General features: G+C 59.8%; 22 protein-coding genes. 13 read left to right on the top strand and 9 right to left on the bottom strand.

Features of this window, described 5'->3' with window-relative positions:
• The first annotated feature begins 274 nt into the window (after positions 1-274).
• Positions 275-1,693 (top strand): amino acid permease, encoded by a 1,419-nt coding sequence (locus tag PMA3_RS21870; protein WP_064679140.1) that lies wholly within the window; start codon positions 275-277, stop codon positions 1,691-1,693.
• Positions 1,694-1,769: 76 nt separating this feature from the next.
• Here the strand turns inward: PMA3_RS21870 and PMA3_RS21865 are convergent, their stop codons facing one another.
• The 3 genes from PMA3_RS21865 to PMA3_RS21855 all read right to left on the bottom strand — a co-directional run bounded on the left by PMA3_RS21865 (position 1,770) and on the right by PMA3_RS21855 (position 3,486).
• Positions 1,770-2,552 carry an NAD(P)H-dependent oxidoreductase gene (locus PMA3_RS21865; protein ID WP_064679139.1) on the bottom strand — a complete coding sequence of 261 codons (783 nt, stop codon included), beginning with the start codon at positions 2,550-2,552 and terminating at the stop codon, positions 1,770-1,772.
• A 233-nt stretch (positions 2,553-2,785) separates the two neighbouring features.
• A complete protein-coding gene (locus tag PMA3_RS21860) occupies positions 2,786-3,187 on the bottom strand; it encodes a type II toxin-antitoxin system MqsA family antitoxin (RefSeq protein ID WP_064679138.1) in 402 nt (133 codons plus the stop codon).
• Positions 3,188-3,189: 2 nt separating this feature from the next.
• Positions 3,190-3,486, bottom strand: a complete 297-nt coding sequence (locus tag PMA3_RS21855; protein WP_064679137.1) for a type II toxin-antitoxin system MqsR family toxin — start codon at positions 3,484-3,486, stop codon at positions 3,190-3,192.
• A gap of 174 nt (positions 3,487-3,660) precedes the next feature.
• On the opposite strand from PMA3_RS21855, the gene arfB reads away from it, so the two are divergent.
• Positions 3,661-4,074, top strand: coding sequence for an alternative ribosome rescue aminoacyl-tRNA hydrolase ArfB (gene arfB, locus PMA3_RS21850; protein ID WP_064679136.1), 414 nt, complete (start codon positions 3,661-3,663; stop codon positions 4,072-4,074).
• Here arfB and PMA3_RS21845 read toward each other — a convergent pair.
• From PMA3_RS21845 to phhA, 6 genes are all read right to left on the bottom strand, one after another.
• On the bottom strand, positions 4,071-5,285 hold the full coding sequence (locus tag PMA3_RS21845; RefSeq protein WP_064679135.1) for an MFS transporter: 1,215 nt from the start codon (positions 5,283-5,285) through the stop codon (positions 4,071-4,073). The genes arfB and PMA3_RS21845 overlap by 4 nt on opposite strands.
• A 100-nt stretch (positions 5,286-5,385) precedes the next feature.
• Positions 5,386-5,571 carry a hypothetical protein gene (locus tag PMA3_RS21840; RefSeq protein ID WP_064679134.1) on the bottom strand — a complete coding sequence of 62 codons (186 nt, stop codon included), beginning with the start codon at positions 5,569-5,571 and terminating at the stop codon, positions 5,386-5,388.
• Positions 5,572-5,648: 77 nt separating this feature from the next.
• Positions 5,649-5,780, bottom strand: coding sequence for a hypothetical protein (locus tag PMA3_RS33430; RefSeq protein ID WP_257784578.1), 132 nt, complete (start codon positions 5,778-5,780; stop codon positions 5,649-5,651).
• Between the two features lie 294 nt (positions 5,781-6,074).
• Entirely contained in the window at positions 6,075-7,268 is a 1,194-nt protein-coding gene (locus PMA3_RS21835; RefSeq protein WP_064679133.1) for an amino acid aminotransferase, read from the bottom strand.
• On the bottom strand, positions 7,268-7,624 hold the full coding sequence (locus PMA3_RS21830) for a 4a-hydroxytetrahydrobiopterin dehydratase (RefSeq protein ID WP_064679132.1): 357 nt from the start codon (positions 7,622-7,624) through the stop codon (positions 7,268-7,270). The genes PMA3_RS21835 and PMA3_RS21830 overlap by 1 nt, the downstream gene beginning before the upstream one ends.
• A 104-nt stretch (positions 7,625-7,728) precedes the next feature.
• Positions 7,729-8,514, bottom strand: coding sequence for a phenylalanine 4-monooxygenase (phhA, locus tag PMA3_RS21825; protein WP_064679131.1), 786 nt, complete (start codon positions 8,512-8,514; stop codon positions 7,729-7,731).
• 399 nt (positions 8,515-8,913) lie between these two features.
• Between phhA and PMA3_RS21820 the strand changes: the two genes are divergently transcribed.
• The 11 genes from PMA3_RS21820 to PMA3_RS21770 all read left to right on the top strand — a co-directional run bounded on the left by PMA3_RS21820 (position 8,914) and on the right by PMA3_RS21770 (position 22,570).
• Positions 8,914-10,473, top strand: a complete 1,560-nt coding sequence (locus tag PMA3_RS21820) for a sigma-54-dependent transcriptional regulator (RefSeq protein WP_064679130.1) — start codon at positions 8,914-8,916, stop codon at positions 10,471-10,473.
• A 351-nt stretch (positions 10,474-10,824) separates the two neighbouring features.
• Positions 10,825-11,562: a flagellar basal body rod protein FlgF gene (locus tag PMA3_RS21815; protein ID WP_064679129.1), complete on the top strand. Its 738-nt coding sequence runs from the start codon at positions 10,825-10,827 to the stop codon at positions 11,560-11,562.
• 48 nt (positions 11,563-11,610) lie between these two features.
• A complete protein-coding gene (flgG, locus tag PMA3_RS21810; protein ID WP_047532060.1) occupies positions 11,611-12,396 on the top strand; it encodes a flagellar basal-body rod protein FlgG in 786 nt (261 codons plus the stop codon).
• Between the two features lie 52 nt (positions 12,397-12,448).
• On the top strand, positions 12,449-13,144 hold the full coding sequence (gene flgH, locus PMA3_RS21805) for a flagellar basal body L-ring protein FlgH (protein WP_064679128.1): 696 nt from the start codon (positions 12,449-12,451) through the stop codon (positions 13,142-13,144).
• A gap of 42 nt (positions 13,145-13,186) precedes the next feature.
• Complete coding sequence (locus tag PMA3_RS21800; RefSeq protein ID WP_162493656.1) at positions 13,187-14,260, top strand: flagellar basal body P-ring protein FlgI; 1,074 nt, start codon at positions 13,187-13,189, stop codon at positions 14,258-14,260.
• Between the two features lie 11 nt (positions 14,261-14,271).
• The gene (flgJ, locus tag PMA3_RS21795; RefSeq protein WP_064679126.1) at positions 14,272-15,582 is read left to right on the top strand and encodes a flagellar assembly peptidoglycan hydrolase FlgJ; all 1,311 of its coding nucleotides are present in this window, start codon (positions 14,272-14,274) and stop codon (positions 15,580-15,582) included.
• 17 nt (positions 15,583-15,599) lie between these two features.
• Positions 15,600-17,609, top strand: coding sequence for a flagellar hook-associated protein FlgK (gene flgK, locus PMA3_RS21790; RefSeq protein ID WP_064679125.1), 2,010 nt, complete (start codon positions 15,600-15,602; stop codon positions 17,607-17,609).
• A 13-nt stretch (positions 17,610-17,622) separates the two neighbouring features.
• Complete coding sequence (locus PMA3_RS21785; RefSeq protein ID WP_064679124.1) at positions 17,623-19,200, top strand: flagellar hook-associated protein 3; 1,578 nt, start codon at positions 17,623-17,625, stop codon at positions 19,198-19,200.
• A gap of 285 nt (positions 19,201-19,485) precedes the next feature.
• The gene (locus PMA3_RS21780; protein WP_064679123.1) at positions 19,486-20,415 is read left to right on the top strand and encodes a ketoacyl-ACP synthase III; all 930 of its coding nucleotides are present in this window, start codon (positions 19,486-19,488) and stop codon (positions 20,413-20,415) included.
• Between the two features lie 253 nt (positions 20,416-20,668).
• Positions 20,669-22,147, top strand: coding sequence for a flagellin N-terminal helical domain-containing protein (locus PMA3_RS21775; protein ID WP_064679122.1), 1,479 nt, complete (start codon positions 20,669-20,671; stop codon positions 22,145-22,147).
• A gap of 75 nt (positions 22,148-22,222) precedes the next feature.
• The gene (locus PMA3_RS21770; protein WP_064679121.1) at positions 22,223-22,570 is read left to right on the top strand and encodes a flagellar protein FlaG; all 348 of its coding nucleotides are present in this window, start codon (positions 22,223-22,225) and stop codon (positions 22,568-22,570) included.
• The last annotated feature ends 11 nt before the right edge of the window (positions 22,571-22,581 follow it).

The raw sequence follows: 22,581 nt of genomic DNA, 5'->3' as shown, positions 1-22,581 counted from the left end.
GCAGGGGGTTACAGGTGTACAATGCGCCGCGTTTTAACTGTGACCTCCTGCGCATCTGCGCAAACCTCAAGGTTATCCGCCTTGTTCACTCCGCCACGTCACGAGCGTGTCGGGTCCGATTTCGTCACAGATAAAAACAAACAGGTGACGCATGACCGTTGTAAAAACGCTGGACTCCCGGTGCCTGCGCTGGGGTTTGATCGGCGCTGCTTGAAGCCGTAACCGAGCAGCAACGTCTAACGAACATCATCAAACCTTGCGTGAGACCCTTTTCATGAGTGGACAAAACTCGCATTCAGGCGAGCTGAAGCGCGGCCTGAAAAATCGCCATATTCAACTGATCGCCCTCGGTGGCGCGATCGGTACCGGACTGTTCCTCGGCTCGGCCGGCGTACTGAAATCCGCCGGCCCGTCGATGATCCTCGGCTACGCCATCTGCGGCTTCATTGCTTTCATGATCATGCGCCAGCTGGGCGAAATGATTGTCGAAGAGCCGGTGGCCGGTTCCTTCAGCCACTTCGCGCACAAGTACTGGGGCGGTTTCGCCGGCTTCCTGTCGGGCTGGAACTGCTGGATCCTGTACATCCTGGTGGGCATGTCGGAGCTGACCGCAGTCGGCAAATACATCCATTACTGGGCGCCGGACATCCCGACCTGGGTCTCGGCCGCGGGGTTCTTCGTCCTGATCAACCTGATCAACCTGGCCAACGTCAAAGTGTTTGGCGAGGCCGAGTTCTGGTTTGCGATCATCAAGGTCGTGGCCATCGTCGGCATGATTGCCCTCGGCAGCTACCTGTTGGTCAGCGGCAACGGTGGTCCGCAAGCGTCGGTGACCAACCTGTGGTCCCACGGCGGCTTCTTCCCGAACGGCGTCAGCGGTCTGGTCATGGCCATGGCGATCATCATGTTCTCCTTCGGCGGCCTGGAAATGCTCGGTTTCACTGCGGCAGAAGCCGACCAGCCAAGAACCGTGATCCCCAAGGCCATCAACCAGGTGATCTACCGCATCCTGATTTTCTACATCGGTGCGCTGGTCATCCTGCTGTCGCTGACCCCGTGGGACAGCCTGCTGGCAACCCTGAACGCCTCTGGCGATTCCTATAGCGGCAGCCCGTTCGTGCAAGTGTTCTCGATGCTCGGCAGCGACACCGCCGCGCACATCCTCAACTTCGTGGTCCTGACCGCGGCATTGTCGGTGTACAACAGCGGCACCTACTGCAACAGCCGCATGCTGCTGGGCATGGCGGAGCAGGGCGATGCGCCCAAAGCCCTGGCGAAGATCGACAAGCGCGGTGTGCCTGTGCGTTCGATCCTGGCGTCGGCGGCAGTGACGCTGATCGCCGTGCTGCTGAACTACCTGATTCCCCATAGCGCCCTGGAGCTGTTGATGTCGCTGGTGGTCGCAACCCTGGTGATCAACTGGGCAATGATCAGCTTCTCGCACTTCAAGTTCCGCCAGCATATGGACAAAACCAAACAGACGCCGCTGTTCAAGGCCCTGTGGTACCCGTACGGCAACTATGTGTGCCTGGCGTTCGTGGTGTTCATTCTGGGCGTGATGCTGTTGATCCCGGGGATCCAGATCTCGGTGTACGCAATTCCGGTGTGGGTTGCGTTCATGTGGGTCTGCTACGGCATCAAGAACAAGCGCAGCGCGCAGCAGGTAACGAATACCGCTCCAGCCGTGAAGTAGATATAACTTGAAAACAATAAACCCGGCGATGGCCGGGTTTATTGTTTGTAGGAATTATCAATATTGTCTGTAGGATTTACTTTTCCGCTATCAATGTAGTTGCTGAATCTCGATTGCCGGGGTGCTGGATAAAAGGAGTGTAACTGGGTGCCCCCTGTTTCAACTGGCCGTGCTCATCCCAATCGGTGGGCGAATTAAATGGAAGTACCGCTGCTTGATCAATATCGGCGCAGAACGAACTGTAGCGCAGCAGTTCCTCGTTCAAGTCGCGTCCCGATGCCGTACAGTCTGCCCATATGCCGTGTACCAGATACGACTGCAGCACATCGAAACCAACATAACGAAAGGCATACTGGATCGGCCATAACAGCAAGTGGGTGTTGCCCTCGCGACCGTTCGGCGCGCATTCGTCCGCCGACGAGCCGGTCGTTACACACAAAAGCACTTTCTTTCCCCGACACACGCCTTGTTCGAAGCGCTGTTCACTGGAGTAAAGGCCGCCGTACACCAGTACCCGATCCATCCATCCCTTGAGCATCGCGGGTGCGCCGAACCACCACAGCGGAAACTGCACAATCACCAGATCCGCCCAGTGAATGGCCGCCAGTTGACTCTCCACCTGCGCGGGCAGGGCGTCATTTTCGTAGCCAAAGCGCTGTTCGGCCTGTACGTCGAACCGATGGCTGTTCTTGCGTGGGTGAAAGTGCCTGGCGTGCTCGCAAGGATCGAAGTCGTGCGCATACAAGTCGGTTACTTTGACTTTATGTCCCAGGTTTTCAAAAGAAACGGTGGCAGCAGTGACGAGACTGTTATTGAACGATGCGGATTCCGGGTGTGCACACACTATGTAGATATTCATTATTGATAATGATCTCCAGGATTGAGCGGGTACTTTTTTCACGGCTCAGGATAGACGTGAAACCCTTGAGTACTTCCCTCGATTGTGTTCCAGGATGTAATTGATCAATACTGACTTTAATACCTTCATACTGATACAGAGTCAGGCGCGATGGCTGGTGAGGTGCTTCATCCGCTTTCGTGGCAGGGCTCAGCATGAAACCCGGTTGGGGTATATCAACCGGGTTAAGACGCTTATGCCATCCTGACTTCGTTCAACAGTTCGGGGTGACGATCAAGCACCTTGAGCAGCTTGATCAGGGCCAATGGGGGCTTGGTCTTGCCATTCTCATAGCGCGAGAACGCATTAACTCCGCCCCCGAAAATTTCTGCCGCCTCACGCTGGTCAAGATCGAGCTTTTTGCGCACGGTCGTGATAAAGCCCGGGTCGACAATGGCCGCATTGATCTGCTTCGAGAACCCACGCATTTCACGCATGACACGATCCGACTCAACTGCATCCAGGACAGACTCGGCACAGGCTGGGCAAAAATCGCCAGTCACCGCCGCAATGAAAGTGGTTTCACCTTTGTAGGTATACGGCAGGTCGCGGGTGTCATGGATGAGTTCAGCGGCGCCGCAAACAGGACATTTCATGTTTATAGCTCCTTAAAGGATACGATCAGCACGTCATCAATAACCGTCAGTTTCAGATACACGTCGCCTGCTTGTGTGCTTGGGCGGTACACGTCTTGCCAAATCGTGTGATCGGCATGAGTGGTCATGCTTTTGTAGAAATCAGTTGGTGTGAGCGCCATTACCACCCTCAGCATTTCAGACAGATCAAGCCCCAGCTCATTCGCTCCAACTCGCGCCGCTTGCGTTGTGCGTACCTTACCCTCCTCGATCAAGATTTTGACGGTAGATAGCTTGCAGTGAGGGGTTCTTTTTTCCATTAACTGAATTTAACCCAATAGGTTATTTTTGGCAAATGGGTTAATTGCTTTCTCGTGTGCAGCCAACCCCGCCAAGCGCTGTCAATGCAGGATAATGGAAGGCAGTCGCTAACGGCCTACCCTAAAAGGGTTTTCCTACTGCGGCGAGCTTTGAAAAATTTGAGTGAGAATCCGATGCTGAAGATTTCCAACAACGTGCATCTGCCGGATGCCGAGATTGAGTTGACCGCCATCCGCGCCCAGGGTGCGGGCGGGCAGAACGTCAACAAGGTCTCCAGTGCGGTGCACCTGCGCTTCGACATTCCGGCCTCGTCCTTGCCCGACTTCTACAAGGAGCGGCTGCTGGCGCTGCGGGACAGCCGGATCACCAGCGAAGGCGTGTTGATCATCAAGGCCCAGCAATACCGCACGCAGGAAGCCAACCGCGCCGATGCGCTGGAGCGCCTGACCGAATTGATCCTCAGCGCCACCAAGGTCGAAAAGAAACGCCGTCCGACCAAGCCGACCCTCGGTTCGAAAAAGCGTCGGCTTGAATCCAAGACCAAGCGTGGCAGCATCAAGGCCGGGCGTGGCAAGGTCGACTTCTAGCGCGCGTCCCGCTGTTCGCGATGCTTCTCATCAAAGTGCTTTGGCGCCTGCCGGTACAGGTAAACGCTCAGTGCCAGGCCGCTCAGGGCGGCGAGGGCGGCGAACAGGAAGATCGAGGCAAAACCGAAACCTGCCGCAACCGCACCCGCCAACGGCCCGGTAATCCCCAGCGACAAATCGATGAACAACGAATAAGCCCCGACCGCCGCGCCGCGGCTGGAGGCCGGGACCAGGTTGACCGCTTCCACCCCCAACGCCGGGAACACCAGCGAGAAACCGAAACCGCTCAATGCCGCGCCGGCCAGCGCCCAATTCGCGTCCGGCGCCAGCCACAGCAACAGCAAGCCCAGGGTTTCTACCGACAGGCAGGCGATCGCTACGCGAAAGCCGCCAAGGCGGTTGATCAGGTTGCCGAACAGCAAGCGCGCGCCGATGAAGCTGGCACCGAACAGGCTCAGGCACAGCACCGCGTTATCCCAGTGTTGCGTGGCGTAATACAGGGTGATGAAGGTTGCGATAGTACCGAAACCGATGGAACCCAATGCCAGTCCACAGCCATGGGGAAGCACACGCCCCAGCACATGCATGAACGGCAGCCGTTCGCCGACCACGATGGGCGCCGCGGTTTTCGGCCAGGCCAGCATCAGGCCCAAGGCCGCCAGCAGCATGATGCTCACGCCCATGCTCCACAAGCCCAGTCGACTGACCAGCCACACACCCAGCGGTGCACCGATCGCCAGCGCGCCGTAACTGGCGATGCCGTTCCAGGAGATGACCTTGGCGGTGTTCGCCGCGCCGACCCGGCCGATGCCCCAGCCGATCGAGCCCGAACCGACCAGGCTTTCCGCGCTGCCAAGCACCAGTCGGCCGATCAACAGGCTGATCAGGCTCAAGGTCGGCAGGCTCTGGGTCCAGGCCGACAGCAGCATGAACACACCGCTCAGGCCGCAACCGGCGAGGCCGTACATCACTGCGCGTTTGCTGCCCTTGTTATCGATGATCTTGCCGGCATAAGGCCGGCTGAGCAGGGTGGCCAGGTATTGCACGCTGATCACCAGTCCGGCTATCACCGCGCCGAAACCCAGGTCGCTGTGGACGTACCCCGGCAATACGGCCAGGGGAATGCCGACGTTGAGGTAGCCGATGAAGGTAAACAGGACGATGGAGACGACTTGCAGCGTGACCGCCAGGGGGCGCGGGTTTTCAGGCATGGGGTAAAGGTCCACGGTAAAGCAGGATAGATAGGCTGCTTATGATAGCGGCGCGAGCGGCCGCGGACCGTGAAAAAGTAAAACTATTTGCCGTAGAGGCTTATTCAGGGGTCTGCGGCGCAACAAGTTGCGTCGTGACCAGGGCGGCCAGCGCGTTTTCCTCGCTGCCGAAACGGGCGAGCAAGGCGGCTTGTTTCTCGGGGGACAGGCGATTCCAGATCTCGATCATCTTCTCGGCGGTGCCGATCAGGACGCTGGCCTGGCTCTCGTTGAATTCATTGGTCATGGGGCGGGGCTCTGGGGTTCAGGCGGTGTGGAAAGCGCATGTTAGCGCTTTCCACACGGTCTGGTATTGCAGGTGTATCAGTCTTCGCTGTCGGCCTGGCGGCGTTCAGTTGCTTCTTCCTTCTCGGGCTGTTGGGCACCGGCTTGTTGCGTGGTCGTCTGCTCAGTTTCGTGCAGGCTTGGGAAGGGGAGATTAGGAATCTCGTGCATATCGCGCTCCTCGCAAAGTCTGTTGATAGATCTGGGTAGATCCGCGCTTTTAAAAAGCCTGGGAAGGATACAGCAGTAGAAAAGACAAATAGACTTTTATATCCATTTGTTTCGACGGATGGGGTTGTATAGACAGGTCTGTTGCGTTGCGCGGCTGGGCAATACATACATCGACTGATACACCGCCCCGTGTAGGAGCTGGCTTGCCAGCGAAGACGCTATATCAGCCAATACATGTATTGACTGACGCACCGCCTTCGCTGGCAAGCCAGCTCCTACAAGGGGGGCAGATAGTTATTTGCAGACGTCAGCGATCGCCTCGGCCAGCAGATCCAGGCGCGACGCATCGATCCCCGCCACGTTGGCCCGGCCAGTACCGACCATGTACACGCTGTGCTGATCACGCAGTTTTTTAACCTGCTCCGGCGTCAGCCCGGTGTAGGAAAACATCCCGCGCTGCACGCCAATGTGCGCAAAGCGCTCGCGCAATCCATGCGGCTCCAGCGCTTCCACCAGGCCGCTGCGCAGCTGGGCGATACGCAAGCGCATCGTCTCCACTTCATCAGCCCAGAGACTTTTCAGCTGCGGATCGCCAAGGATGGTCGCCACGACAGCGGCACCGTGATCCGGCGGTGTCGACCACAGGTTGCGGGCGATGTTGGCCAGTTGGCTGCGGATATCCACCAGCTTGTCAGCGGTTTTAGCGCAGACAATCAACGCGCCGGTACGGTCGCGGTACAGGCCGAAGTTCTTCGAGCAGGAACTGGTGATCAGCACTTCCGGCAGTTCTGCAGCGAACAGCCGGGTCGACCAGGCATCCTGTTCCAGGCCATCGCCGAAGCCCTGGTAGGCAAAGTCAATCAGTGGCAACAGGTCACGGCTGCGCACCACCTTCAACAACCGGCGCCAGTCGTCATGGGACAGGTCGAAACCGGTCGGGTTGTGGCAGCAGGCGTGAAGGAGGACGACGTCACCCTTGGGCGCTGCTTCAAGTGCCGCCAGCATGGCGTCGACGTCGAGACGGTTGTCGCTGCCCACGTAAGGGTAGTGACTGACCTTGACGCCCGCCGCGGCGAAGATGGTTTCGTGGATCGGCCAGGTCGGACTGCTCAGCCACACGCCACGGCCCGGCAGGCACTGCGCAATGAAGTCGGCGCTCAAGCGCAACGCACCGGTGCCGCCCGGCGTCTGCGTCACACCGGCCCGTTGTTCGGCGATCAGCGCAGAGTCGGCACCCAGCACCAGCTCATTGATGACTTTGCCAAACGCAGGGTCGCCGTGACCGCCGATGTAGGTCTTGGTGGCCTGGCGATCCACCAGCTGCGCCTCGGCAAGTTTCACCGCCTGAGGGATCGAGGTCAGGCCCTGGGCATCTTTATAGACGCCCACGCCGAGGTCGAATTTGCGCGGGTTCGGGTCCAGCGCATAGGCCTCCATCAGGCCGAGGATCGGGTCACCGGGTACTCGACCTATGGCGTCGAAATGCATTATTTGCGGCCCTCGGCGTCCTTGGCCACTTCGTCGGTGCGCGCGGCCATGATGAAGTCGTTGCGGTGCAGGCCCTTGATGGAATGGCTCCACCAGGTCACGGTGACTTTGCCCCACTCGGTCAGCAGGCCCGGGTGGTGACCTTCGGCCTCGGAGATTTCACCGACGGCGTTGGTGAACGCCAGGGCGTGCTTGAAATTCTTGAACAGGAAAATTTTTTCCAGCTGCATCACGCCGTCGCGAACTTCGATGTTCCAGTCAGGGATCTGCTTGATCAGTACCGGCAGTTCTTCGTCGCTGACTTGTGGGGCATCGGCGCGGCAGGCTTCGCAGTGGGCTTGGTTCAATGTGGACATGATGGGTTCCTGAAATCGAATTATTGGAAATCGGCCGTCAGTCTCGCCACGCTAAACCAAAGCGTGGGTTCCGGACAGGCTCACTTGATTCTAAAAGCTGCGGATCACGCGGCTTTCGGCGGAAACTTCGGGGTGTGCAAGCCCAGCTGCATGCCTTGCTTGACCATGCTCATGATGTCTTCATGAGCCACATCGAACAGGCGCTTGAGGTTCGGCAGGACAAAGTACAGCGGCTGCAGAATGTCGATGCGATACGGCGTGCGCATGCATTCCAGCGGATCGAACGTGTGATGCTCAGGTTCGTCCGACAGGCAGTACACCGTTTCTTTAGGCGAGGAGAGGATGCCGCCGCCGTAGATGCGCATACCTTGCGGCGTATCGACCAGGCCAAACTCGATGGTCATCCAGTATAGACGCGCCAGGTACACGCGCTCTTCCTTGGTCGCCTGCAGGCCGAGTTTGCCGTAGGTGTGGGTGAATTCGGCAAACCAGGGGTTGGTCAGCAGCGGGCAGTGACCGAAAATCTCGTGGAAAATGTCCGGCTCTTGCAGGTAATCCAGCTCTTCGCGGGTACGAATAAAGGTCGCCACCGGAAACTGCTTGCTGGCGAGCAATTCAAAAAAAGTCTGGAAGGGAATCAGTGCAGGTACCCGGGCGACTTGCCAGCCGGTGGTTTCACCGAGAACCTTGTTGATCTCGCCAAGTTGCGGAATGCGGTCGTGGGGCAGACCGAGTTTTTCGATTCCGTCCAGGTATTCCTGGCACGCACGCCCTTCGATCACTTTCAGTTGGCGAGTGATCAGCGTGTTCCACACCGCGTGTTCTTCGGCGGGGTAGTCGATAAAACCTTGCGCATCGGGCTCGCGAGCCACGTAGTGCGTCTGCTTCATGCTGCTCTCCTGCTAGGGGATTTCGTTCTTGTTATGTCCTGCTATGGACTTAGAAATACTCCAAGGTGTTCGGCGTTGCAGCAGATGGTTTGCCGTGATCGTAGGAAAAATCTTTGATTTTCGTAAAGTATTCGTTACGGTTTCCCGGGTGTCGCGCAGGTATTGAGATCTGCGGGTTTGAAATGGCGTCCAGGTGTCACATAATCTTGACGACTATCTGAGCGCCTCGGCAAATAAATAGGGCCGGGAGCACTGCGAAACCTGTGGGAGCGAGCTTGCTCGCGATAGCGGTGGGTCACGCAATTAATGTCGCCTGACACACCCTCATCGCGAGCAAGCTCGCTCCCACAGGCTGCACTTTAGGTATCCAACCCATCCACCGCTTTTTCGGGCCTTTATATGCGTATCAAAGTCCACTGCCAGAACCGCATCGGCATCCTGCGCGACATTCTCAATCTGCTGGTGGAGTACGGGATCAACGTCGCTCGCGGCGAGGTCGGCGGTGAGCATGGCAATGCCATCTACCTGCATTGCCCGAACCTGATCAACATCCAGTTCCAGGCGCTACGGCCGAAATTCGAATCGATTGCCGGGGTCTTCGGGGTCAAGCGTGTAGGGCTGATGCCCAGCGAGCGTCGGCACATGGAGCTCAATGCCTTGCTCGGCGCGCTGGAATTTCCGGTGCTGTCGATCGACATGGGCGGCTCGATCGTCGCGGCCAACCGCGCGGCGGCGCAGTTGCTCGGGGTGCGCGTCGATGAGGTGCCGGGGATCCCGTTGTCGCGCTACGCCGAGGATTTCGACTTGCCGGAACTGGTGCGCGCCAACAAGTCGCGAATCAATGGGCTGCGGGTCAAGGTCAAGGGCGACGTGTTTCTCGCCGACATTGCGCCGTTGCAATCGGAGCATGACGACAGCGAAGCCATGGCCGGCGCGGTACTGACTTTGCATCGCGCGGATCGGGTGGGTGAGCGCATTTATAACGTGCGCAAGCAGGAACTGCGCGGGTTCGACAGCATCTTCCAGAGCTCCAAAGTGATGGCGGCCGTGGTGCGCGAAGCCAGACGCATGGCGCCGCTGGATGCGCCGCTATTGATCGAAGGCGAAACCGGCACCGGCAAGGAGTTGTTGGCGCGCGCCTGCCACCTGGCGAGCCCCCGTGGCCAGTCACCGCTGATGGCGCTCAACTGCGCCGGTCTGCCGGAATCCATGGCCGAGACCGAATTGTTCGGCTACGGCCCCGGTGCCTTCGAAGGGGCGCGGGCCGAAGGCAAACTCGGGCTGCTGGAGCTGACGGCGGGCGGTACGCTGTTTCTCGATGGCGTCGGGGAAATGAGCCCGCGCCTGCAGGTGAAATTGCTGCGCTTCCTGCAGGACGGTTGCTTCCGTCGTGTCGGCAGCGATGAAGAGGTTTATCTGGACGTGCGGGTGATCTGCGCAACCCAGGTCGACCTGTCCGAACTGTGCGCTCGCGGGGAGTTTCGCCAGGATCTGTATCACCGCCTGAACGTGCTGTCGTTGCACATCCCGCCATTGCGCGAGTGTCTCGACGGGTTGACCCCGCTGGTGGAACACTTCCTCGATCAGGCCAGCCGGCAGATCGGTTGCCCGCTGCCGAAACTGGCGCCGGCGGCGATGGAGCGGCTCAGTCACTACCATTGGCCGGGCAATGTCCGGCAGCTGGAGAACGTGTTGTTCCAGGCGGTTTCGTTGTGCGAAGGCGGGACGGTCAAGGCCGAGCACATTCGACTGCCGGATTACGGGGTGCGTCAGCCCCTTGGCGATTTCTCGCTGGAGGGTGGGTTGGATGCGATTGTCGGGCGCTTCGAGAAGGCGGTGCTGGAGCGCTTGTATTCCGAGCATCCGAGCAGTCGGCAACTGGGCAAGCGGTTGGGGGTTTCGCATACCACCATTGCCAATAAGTTGCGCGAGTATGAGGTGGGCAAGACGGAGTCATAGCTGACTCTTGTTGTGGAGGTGCCGGCCCCTTCGCGGGCAAGTCGAATCGTCGCACCGCCGCTCCCACAGGGTTGTCGGTTGTTCATGAATAGTGTGAACCCTGAAGATCCCTGTGGGAGCGGGCTTGCCCGCGAAGGGGCAGGAACATCCAACGCCCACGCCAAGCCTTGCCTCAAAGCGGCATGACACCGCCGGTTTTTCGTCTCCAACCCATTCCCCAATCCCCTCGGAACCCCTCAAACCCTTTGTTTCCCGGCCCCCACGCCGCCAGAAAAAAGTTGGTCTGCAAATTGCTTATCGCTCAGCAGTACAGCACTGGGCGGCAAACGTCCGGCATGCAGAGGAAAGAGTGTGGACAAGTACCTTTATGTGGCAATGACCGGCGCCAGCCAGAATGCACTGGCGCAAAAGGCTCATGCGAACAACCTGGCGAACATCTCCACCAACGGCTTCCAGAAAGACCTGGAGCAGGCGCGTTCGATGCCGGTGTTCGGTGACGGCTTTCCGGCGCGTGCGTTTGCCCTGTCCGAGCGGCCGGCAACTGACTTTTCCCCTGGCGCGCTGGTAGAGACCGGCCGCGACCTCGATGTCGCGGTGCAAGGCAACGGCTGGATTGCGGTGCAGAACCCCGACGGCGGCGAAAGCTACGTGCGCACCGGCAGCCTGAACGTCGACGCCCTCGGCGTGCTGCGGGCCGGCAACGGCATGCCGGTGCTGGGCAATGGCGGGCCGATTGCCGTGCCACCCGAGCAGCAGATCGAAGTCGGCGAGGACGGCACCATCAGTATTCGCGCGATGGGTGAGGGCCCGCGGGTGATGGCGCAAGTCGACCGCATCAAACTGGTCAACCCGGACTTCAAGAACATGACCAAAGGCCTGGACGGTTCGATCCATACCAAGGACGGCCAGCCGGCGCAGGCCGATGCCAACGTAAAGCTGGTGTCGGGATTTCTCGAGTCGAGCAACGTCAATGCCGTGGAAGAAATGACCTCGGTGCTGGCCCTGGCCAAGCAGTTCGAACTGCACGTCAAGATGATGAACAGCGCCAAAGAAGACGACCAGGCCATGGCTCGGGTCTTGCAGATCTAATAATCATCAGAACGTCGCGCCGTTAAACAGGCGCACGAGGAGAATCGAATGCTTCCGGCTCTATGGGTTGCCAAAACAGGTCTGTCCGCCCAGGACACCAACCTGACGACCATTTCCAACAACCTGGCCAACGTCTCGACCACGGGGTTCAAGCGTGACCGCGCCGAGTTCCAGGACTTGCTCTACCAGATCAAGCGCCAGCCAGGCGCCCAGTCGACCCAGGACAGCGAACTGCCGTCGGGTCTGCAACTGGGTACCGGTGTGCGTATCGTCGGCACCCAGAAAAACTTCACCGCCGGCAGCCTGCAGACCACCGAGCAACCGTTGGACATGGCCATCGACGGCCGCGGATTCTTCCAGATCCTGCAACCGGACGGCACCACGTCCTACACCCGTGACGGTACCTTCCACCTCGACTCCAACGGCCAGATCGTCAACGCCAGCGGCTTCGCCCTGGAACCGGCGATTGTCATCCCCAACGACGCCCAGACCTTCACGGTCGGTCGCGACGGCACCGTGTCCATCACCGTTGCCGGCAACCCGGCCGCCCAGGTGATCGGCAACCTGCAAACCGCCGACTTCATCAACCCGGCCGGCCTGCAGGCCGTGGGCAACAACCTGTTCCTGGAAACCGCCGCCAGCGGCGCGCCGCAAGTCGGCACCCCGGGCCTGGCCGGTTTCGGCACCACGCTGCAGAACACCCTGGAAACCTCCAACGTCAGCACCGTTGAAGAGATGGTCAACATGATCACCACTCAACGCGCCTACGAGATGAACTCCAAGGTGATTTCCACCGCCGACCAGATGCTCTCGTTCGTCACGCAGAATCTGTAATCAAGTCCATGGGGCGGCCACGAGGTCGCCGGCAACACCGTGAGGTAGGGTCATGAATCGCTTTATATCTGTCCTGGCACTGGGTGCGATCACCGCGCTCGCGGGTTGTGTCGCCCCGCCGCCCAAGCCCAATGACCCTTACTACGCCCCGGTGTTGCCGCGCACGCCGCTGCCGGCTGCGGCCAACAACGGCTCGATCTACCAGGCCGGTTTCGAACAGAACCTGTACAGCGACCGCAAGGCGTTCCGGGTCGGTGACATCATCACCATCACCCTGAACGAGCGCACCCAGGCCAGCAAGAACGCCAATTCGCAAACCGCCAAGAACAGCAAGACCGACATCGGCCTGAGTTCGTTTTTCGGCGGCGGCCTGAGCACCAACGACCCGGTGGGCAGCGGTAACCTGAGCCTGGACGTCGGTTACGCCGGCGACCGCGCGACCAAGGGCGACAGCAAGTCCGGCCAGAGCAACAGCCTGACCGGTTCGATCACGGTGACCGTCGCCGACGTCTTGCCCAACGGCATCATCGCCGTGCGCGGCGAGAAGTGGCTGACCCTCAATACCGGTGACGAGCTTGTGCGGATTGCCGGCCTGGTGCGCGCCGATGACATCGCCACCGACAACACCGTGTCCTCGACCCGGGTCGCCGACGCGCGCATCACTTACTCGGGCACCGGTGCCTTTGCCGATGCGAGTCAGCCCGGCTGGTTCGACCGTTTCTTCCTCAGCCCGCTGTTCCCTTTTTAGGTGGCCACGTTGAATTTGAGAAGTCTCATCGTTGCGGCCTTGATGGTGTGTGCAGCGTCCAGCGCCCAGGCCGAGCGGCTGAAGGATATCGCCAGCATTTCCGGGGTGCGTTCCAACCAATTGATCGGCTACGGCCTGGTGGTCGGGCTTAACGGTACCGGCGACCAGACGACCCAGACTCCGTTCACCCTGCAGACCTTCAACAACATGCTCTCGCAGTTCGGCATCAAGGTGCCGCCGGGGTCGGGCAACGTGCAATTGAAAAACGTCGCGGCCGTGTCGATCAGTGCCGACTTGCCGGCGTTCGCCAAGCCGGGTCAGCAGATCGACATTACTGTCTCTTCCATCGGCAACTCCAAGAGCCTGCGCGGCGGCACCTTGCTGCTGACCCCGCTCAAGGGCATCGACGGCAACGTCTACGCCATCGCCCAGGGCAACCTGGTGGTCGGCGGCTTCGATGCCGAAGGTCGCGACGGTTCCAAGATCACCGTCAACGTGCCCTCGGCCGGGCGCATCCCCGGCGGTGCCTCGGTCGAGCGTTCGGTGCCGAGCGGCTTCAACCAGGGCAACAGCCTGACCCTGAACCTCAACCGTTCGGACTTCACCACCGCCAAGCGCATCGTCGACAAGATCAACGACCTGCTCGGCCCCGGCGTCGCCCAGGCCATCGACGGCGGCTCGATTCGGGTCAGCGCGCCGCTGGACCCGAGCCAGCGCGTCGACTACCTGTCGATCCTCGAGAACCTCGAAGTCGACCCGGGCCAGGCGGTGGCGAAAGTCATCATCAACTCCCGCACCGGCACCATCGTGATCGGCCAGAACGTCAAGGTGTCCCCGGCCGCCGTGACCCACGGCAGCCTGACCGTGACCATCACCGAAGACCCGATCGTCAGCCAGCCCGGCCCTCTGTCCAACGGGCAGACGGCGGTCGTGCCGCGCTCGCGGGTCAACGCCGAGCAGGAAGCCAAGCCGATGTTCAAGTTCGGCCCGGGCACCACCCTCGACGAAATCGTCCGGGCGGTGAACCAGGTCGGCGCCGCGCCGGGTGACCTGATGGCGATCCTCGAAGCACTGAAACAGGCCGGCGCCTTGCAAGCCGACTTGATCGTGATCTGAGGATAACGACCATGGACATGCGCAAAGGATTGGGGGTCAGCAGCAGCGATTCGGGGTCTTATTCGGACCTCAATCGCCTGAACCAGCTCAAGGTCGGCGACAAGAACAGCGACGGCAACCTGCGTAAGGTCGCGCAGGAATTCGAGTCGCTGTTCCTCGGCGAAATGCTCAAGTCCATGCGCTCGGCCACCGATGCGCTGGGCCAGGACAATCCGCTCAACACCCCGGCGGCCAAGCAGTACCAGGAAATGTACGACCAGCAACTGGCCGTTTCCATGTCCCGCGAAGGCGGCGGCATCGGCCTGGCGGACGTGTTGATGCGCCAGATGGCGAAGAACAAACCCCTGGCGCCGGGCGAAGCCGCAGCAGCGTCCGCCGCCAAGCAGGCCGCAGCGAAAGCGGCGGTGGAAACACCGATTGGCGCTGGCACTGTCGCCACCCAAGGGCCGTTGTCGCGCCTCAATGGCGAGCGACCCTTGTGGGCTTCGCGCTCGGTGAAATCGGCGGCGAGCGCGGGGGAGGGTGCGCATCACAACGACATGGCCCTGATCAATCAGCGGCGCCTGGCCCTGCCACCGAAACTGGCCGACCGCTTGCTCGCCGGGCTGGTGCCATCAGCATCGACCAAGCCATCGACCACGGCGCCGTCCGCCATCACAGCACTGAACAAGGCCCCGGTGACGGCGAGCACTCCAACCGGGGCCGGCCCCCTGTACAACGGCGATTGGCTGACCGCGCAAACCGATACCGCCGCCACCGGGCGCCTGCAGATCCAGGGTCGTGCCATGGCGCAAATCCCCCTGGCACCGGCGAAAAAGGCGTTCAGCTCCGCCGACGAATTCGTCAACACCATGCTGCCCATGGCCAAGGAAGCCGCCGACCGCATCGGCGTCGATCCGCGTTACCTGGTGGCCCAGGCCGCCCTGGAAACCGGCTGGGGCAAATCGGTCATGCGCGCCCAGGACGGCAGCAGCAGCCACAACCTGTTCGGCATCAAGGCCGGCAGCAGCTGGCAGGGCGACTCGGCGCGGGCGATCACCAGCGAATTCAGAAATGGCGCCATGGTCAAGGAGACGGCGCAGTTCCGTTCCTACGCGTCCTACAAGGACAGCTTCCATGACCTGGTGACCTTGCTGCAATCGAACAATCGTTATCAAGACGTCGTGAAATCCGCCGATAACCCGGAACAATTTGTGCGCGAGTTGCAGAAGGCCGGTTACGCCACCGACCCGGACTACGCCAGCAAGATTTCGCAGATAGCCAGGCAGATGACCAGTTACCAGAACTACGCTGCGGCGGGCGTTTCCACCACGCCTATATAGGCATAAGGGTCTGAATCATGAGTTTGCTCAATATCGGGATGTCGGGTCTGGCTGCAGGCCATGCTTCGTTGCTGACGACCGGCAATAACATTGCCAACGTCGACACCGCCGGGTATTCACGCCAGCAAACTGTGCAGAGCAGCAAAGGCTCCAATCAGTACGGCAATGTATTCATCGGCTCCGGCACGACCTTGTCCGACGTGCGTCGGGTCTACAGCAGCTACCTCGACGCGCAGTTGCAGACCACCACCTCGCTCAACAGTGATGCACAGGCTTATCTGGGCCAGGCCACGCAGGTGGACAAGCTGCTGTCCGACGGCAGCACCGGCATCTCCAAGACGCTGCAATCATTCTTCTCGTCCTTGCAAACGCTGTCCGGCAACGCCAACGACACTGCCGCGCGGCAAGCGCTGTTGACCAACGCGCAAGGGTTGAGCAGCCGCTTCAATGCCATCTCGCAGCAACTGACTCAGCAGGGCTCGTACATCAACGATCAGTTGGGCTCGATGGCTGAACAGGTCAACAAGCTGGCCGCTACCGTTGCCTCCTACAACAAGAAAATCAGCGAAGTCAGCGGTTCGGGTGGTACGCCCAACGAGTTGCTGGACCAGCGCAACGAAACCGTGCGCCAGCTCTCCGAGCTGGTCGGCACCCAGGTCACCGAAAACAATGGCAGCCTGGATATTTACCTGGGCAGCGGCCAGCCGCTGGTCATCGGCAATACTGTCAACGCGTTACGTGTAGAGGCCGACAAGGCTGACCCGACCCGTTCCGCGATCATCATGGATCGTGGCTCTTCCACGATCGATATCACCAGCGTGGTCAGCGGCGGCGAGATGGGCGGCCTGTTGCGTTACCGCGAAGACGTCCTGACGCCAGCGGTCAACGGGCTCGGCCGGATCGCCATGGTGGTGGCTGACCAGGTCAACAAGCAGTTGGGGCAGGGGCTGGACCAGAGCGGCAATTTTGGCTCGGCACTGTTCAACGACATCAACAGTGCGCTCGCCATCAGCCAGCGCAGCATAGCCAGTGCCCACAACAATCCGGCGTCCGGCAACCTGGACGTGACCATCAAGGACACCGGCAAGCTGGCGGCCAGCGATTATCAGGTGACCTTCACCAGCGCCACGGGCTACAGCGTGCGGCGTCTGTCGGACAACTCCGACATGGGCAGTTTTACCCTGGGTGCGACGCCCGCACCGGTGATCGACGGTTTCAGCCTCAGCCTCGACAGCGGCCCGGTGACTGCCGGCGACACCTTCAAGATCACCCCGACCCGTGGTGCCGCAGCCGACATGACCACCGTCATGACCGACATCAAGCGCCTGGCCACGGCCGCGCCACTGACGTCCACCAATGCCCAGGGCAATGACGGCACCGGTACCGTCAGCCAGCCGAACCTGAGCACCAGCCTGGACATCTATGATCCGGTCCAGCGTCAGGAAGTGCAAAATGCGGTCAAGGCCGCAATGCCGATTCGCCTGATGATGACCAGCGGCACCGCGTATGAGGTGTTCGACGCCAAGGGTGCCAGCATCGGCACCGGCAGCATCGTGCCCGGCCAGAACAACGACCTGAATATCCAGGTGCCCTACACCGACGGCTCCGGCGCGGCGAAAACCTTTGGCGTGGCCATGACCCTCAGTGGCAGCCCGGCCAGGGACGACAGTTTCAATATCGCGATGACCGCGCCCGGCAGTACCGACAACCGCAACACTCAAGCGCTGCTCGGCCTGCAAACCAAGGCCACGGTCGGTGCTACGGCCACCAGCCCGGGCATCAGTTTGACCGACGCCTATGGCGGCCTGGTGTCGTCGGTCGGCTCCAAGACCAAGCAGGGTCAAATGGACGCCACCGCTACCGGCGCCATCCTGACCCAGGCCAGGGATTCGCGCGATTCGCTGTCGGGTGTCGACCTCGATGAAGAGACCGGCAACCTGATCAAATACCAGCAGTACTACTCGGCCTCTTCGCAGATCATCAAGTCTGCGCAGGAAATCTTCAGCACTCTGCTCAATGCCCTTTAAGGAGCCGTAGACCATGCGTATTTCTACTGCACAGTACTATGCGACGACGGCCGCCAATTATCAGCGCAACCTCAATAACCTGATGAAATCGGCCGAGCAGGCCAGCAGCGGTGTGAAACTGACGACGGCCGCGGATGATCCTGTGGGTGCGGCCCGGTTGCTGCAGCTTGATCAGCAGAAATCGATGCTGGATCAGTACTCCAGCAACATCAGCGCGTTGGGCACGGCCCAGGCCCAGGAAGAAAGCGTACTGGACAGCATCAACGACTTGCTGCAGAAAGTCAGCGAGCTGACGGTGCGTGCTGGCAGCGCGTCCTTGAACGACGATGACCGCAAATCCATCGGCGCGGAAGTCGGCCAGGCCGAAGAGCAACTGCTGAACTTGATGAACAGCAAGGATGCCAACGGCAAGTACATCTTTTCCGGCGCCAGCAACAACACTCCGCCTTTTGCGCGCAATAGCGATGGTACCTACAGCTATCAGGGTGACCAGACCCAGTTGCAACTGAAGATCGGCGACTCGATGGCGCTGGGGCTCAACGATACGGGCTGGGAGGTTTTCCAGCAGGCGATCAACGCCAGCCGCAGTTCGACCACCCTGACCGCGCCAGCGGTCGATGACGGGCGAGTCTCGCTGTCGCCCGGCGTGGTGAACCCGGGCCCGTCTTTTGATTCGAGCTTCCGCAGCGGCGAGCCCTATACCCTGGCGTTCACCAGCAGCACCCAGTTCGTGATCAAGGATGCCGCGGGCAATGACGTGACCGCGGAGGCGAGCCAGGGCGGCAAGTTCGATCCCGATGCGAAGGGCGGTTCCGATATCACTTTCCGCGGGGTGACGTTTGCGCTGGATATCACCTATCAGGCAGGCGACACACCGGCCAACGCCGATGCCGTGATCACCGGTCACAGCTTCCAGTTGGCGGCCAAGCCGGACAGTTTCGTCGGCACCCGCGCACCGGGCAACACCTCGACCGCACTGGTCAGCCAGGCTTCGGTGACCAATGCGGCGCAATACCAAAGCTTTTTCCCAGAGGGCGGGGCGGTGCTGAAGTTCACCAGCCCGACGACCTTTGACCTGTACGCTCGTCCCTTGACCCCTGACAGTGTACCGGTGGTCACTGCCGGTTCCGTGGCCGGCGGCGTGGCCACGGCTGCCGGTGTCAGCTTTACCCTGGATGGCGCGCCGGCGGCGAACGATCAGTTCGATGTATCGGTCAACTCGCATCAGACCCAAAGCCCGCTGGATACGCTCAGTCAGCTGCGCAAGGCCCTGGAGACACCGGTCCAGGGCGATCCCGCTGCCCAGCGCAATCTGGATAATGTGGTGGCCTCTACCATCTCCAACCTGAGTAATGCCAAAAACCAGGTTGATCTGGCGCGTGGCGCGATCGGCGCCCGGGGCAACGTGATGGCTATGCAGCGTGATCAGATCCAAAGCAGCAACCTGCTCAATACCGCCGCCCAGGCCTCGATCGAAGACACGGACCCGGCGGAGGTGCTGACGCGCCTGACCTTGCAACAGACCATGCTGCAAGCGGCGCAACTGGCGTTCTCGAAAATTTCCCAGCTGGGGCTTTTCAACAAGCTTTGAGTCGGTCGTGACCGCTCGCGGCCAGCCCCGTCAAGGAGGCTGGCCTTTTTTTTGCTTCTTTTTGGCAGGGAAGAGAAGGGGCTGGAGCACAAAATCAAATAAAGCCGCGATCTCTAAGTGACCCGTGGGTCAAAACGCGCATCTTCACTGTATCCTGTCTGCGGGCGGTGAAGGTGGCGGACCCTTGAGTTCCGACGGTGCCTCCAATGGGGGCCAAGCCCTGACTGTAGACGCCCTTGCTTCTGCGAGCGGTGATATTCAGCTGTTTATTATTGGGAAGCCATAATGATTGGCATAAAAAATATAGCGAGTTATGTGCCGACAGCCGGGGTTGACAACTACGCCCAGGGTGCAAAGTTCGACAAGGACGAAACCTTTATCCTTGGCAAGATCGGCTCGGCATTCCTGCCGCGCAAAAGCGCCGACCAGGAAACCTCCGATCTGTGCGTCGAAGCGGTCAATGCGCTGTTCGCCGCCAGTCCCGAGCTCAAGCGTGAATCCATCGACTGCCTGATCGTCGTCACCCAGAACGGTGATGAGGAAGGCTTGCCGCACACCGCTGCCATCGTTCAGGACAAACTGGGCCTGCCGACGCACGTGGCCGCGTTCGATATCTCCCTGGGCTGTTCCGGCTACGTCTACGGCATCTATGCCCTCAAGGGGTTTATGGAAGCGACGGGGCTGAAAAACGGCCTGCTGGTCACCGCCGACCCGTATTCGAAGATCGTCGACCCGGAAGACCGCAACACCACCATGCTGTTCGGCGATGCCGCCACCGCGACCTGGATGGGCGAAAACGCGGTCTGGCAGTTGGGCAAGTCGAAGTTCGGCACCGACGGTTCCGGAGCACCGCACCTCAAGGTCACCGACGGCGTGTTCTTCATGAACGGGCGCCAGGTGTTCAACTTCGCGCTGTTGAAAGTCCCGGCGCATTTGCATGAGCTGCTGGACGAGTCCAATTTGCAGGCCGGCGACATCGATGCCTTCTGCATTCACCAGGGCAGCGCGGCGATCGTCGATGCCGTGGCGCGGCGCTTCGAAGAAGGCGAGCCGGAGAAGTTCATCAAGGACATGCTCGAGACCGGGAATACGGTGTCTTCCAGCATTCCGCTGCTGCTGCAGAACCACGTGTTCGATTCGAAGTGGACGCGGGTGGCCATCAGTGGTTTCGGTGTAGGCCTGTCCTGGGGCTCGGCGATTCTCTTTCGCGGCTGACTGACTTCGCTTTAGCGATCTGCATAAAAACGCCCGGTAACCTCAGTTGCCGGGCGTTTTGCGTTTTAGGACGTCGGCGTTGTGCCACTAACCCCTTGAAAATGAAAGGACTGGCACCCTGCCACTAAACATTTCGAAAAAAACCCTCAAGCAAAGCGTTTTCACGACGATAACTATTACGAAGGTTCTCTAGGCCACACCCGGCGGTCGCCAGGGCCGGAAGCCGCAGTATTCATCCAGTGAGGATTTCGTCATGGCTTTAACCGTAAACACCAACTCCGCGTCGCTTACTACTCAGGGCAACCTGAACAAAGCCAGCGGCGCCTTGGCCACTTCTATGCAGCGCCTGTCTTCCGGCCTGCGCATTAACAGCGCTAAAGATGACGCTGCCGGTCTGCAGATCTCCAACCGTCTGACCAGCCAGATCAACGGCCTGGGTCAAGCGGTCAAGAACGTGAACGATGGCATCTCCATCGCGCAAACTGCTGAAGGTGCGATGCAGGCCTCGACCGACATCCTGCAGAAAATGCGTACTTTGGCTCTGTCCTCGTCCACTGGCTCCCTGAGCGCCGACGACCGTAAGTCGAACAATGACGAGTACCAAGCTCTGACTTCGGAACTGACCCGTATCTCGCAAACCACAACTTTCGGCGGTCAGAAGTTGTTGGATGGCTCTTACGGTACCAAGGCCATCCAGGTAGGCGCCAACGCGAACGAAACCATCAACCTGAGTCTGGAAAACGTAGCGGCCAGCAACATTGGTTCGCAACAGCTCAAGAGTTCGGCGATCACTCCTAGCACCACTGGTTTGGCTGCTGGTGATGTCACCATTACTGGAAACGGTCAGACCAAATCGATCAGCTACGGTATAGGCGCATCCGCGAAATCCATCGCAGAGAAAATGAACGGCGCTGTCGGTGGTCTGAGCGCTACTGCCAGCACCGAAGTCAAATTCTCCGTCGATGAAGCTGTAACCAAAGGTGATACTACTACTCCAGGTGTTCCGGCCAACTTCAAACTGACCGTGGGTGATGGTTCTGAGGTCAGCTTTGTCGGCGTGACCAGCACAGCCGACCTGGCTGACCAGTTGAAGTCCAACGCTGCCAAATTGGGTATTAGCGTTAACTACGACGAGACTAAAGGCACCTTGGAAGTCAAGTCCGATACGGGCGAAAATCTGAAATTTACCGGTGAGGCTGGCTCAGCCTCGATCTCTGTAAACGTTAAAGATGGCTCAGGCAAGTACGCTGCTGATGCCACAACTGGCGTGGAGACTCCAACGGCTTTGGCTGCTGCTACCGATGCTATCGTCACTGGCCAGATTTCCTTAGACTCCGCGAAAAGCTATGCCTTGGGTGCGGGCACCGCTGATGGTGTGACCGGTCTGTTCGGCCAAGCTACCGTGTCGTCGGCCAAAACTGCTATTTCGGATACCAACGTGACTGACGCTACCAACGCCCAAAACGCGTTGGCCGTAATTGACAAGGCCATCGGCACCATTGACAGCACTCGTTCGAATTTGGGTGCTACCCAAAACCGTCTGACCACAACTGCCGACAACCTGCAGAACATCCAGAAGAACTCCACGGCTGCTCGAAGCACCATTCAAGACGTGGACTTCGCTGCTGAAACCGCAGAGCTGACCAAGCAACAAACTCTGCAATCGGCTTCGACCGCGATCCTGTCGCAAGCGAACCAACTGCCATCCTCTGTACTGAAACTGCTTCAGTAATAACGGCACTTGGTCGCTAACGGAAGGGCGCATTTACGTGCCCTTTCGTTTTTTTCGTGATGAGGAGAGTTGGACATGGATATGAACATCAAGTTGAACTTGTCTTATCCAACGCTTGCACCTCAAAGCCCGGCTGCACCTGCCGAACTGACGGACAAACCCAGAGTCGAAGCGATTGCAAAGCCCGTGGCGGAACCCAAGCGTCACGAACTGGAACAGGCCGTCACAGATATTCGCGAGTTCGTTCAAGCAAGCCAGCGCAAGCTGGACTTTTCGATTGATGATTCCAGCGGTCGGGTCGTGGTCAAGGTCATTGCCACCGATAGCGGTGAGGTGATTCGCCAGATTCCGTCGGAAACCGCATTGAAACTGGCGCAAAGCCTGAGCCAAGTCAGCAGTCTGTTGCTTGATGACAAAGTCTGAGCTGGCATGAA

It is taken from the genome of Pseudomonas silesiensis (assembly GCF_001661075.1).
Taxonomy (GTDB): domain Bacteria; phylum Pseudomonadota; class Gammaproteobacteria; order Pseudomonadales; family Pseudomonadaceae; genus Aquipseudomonas; species Aquipseudomonas silesiensis.
Note: the sequence above shows the minus strand (reverse complement) of the source record. Positions and strands in the feature narration are given on the sequence as shown.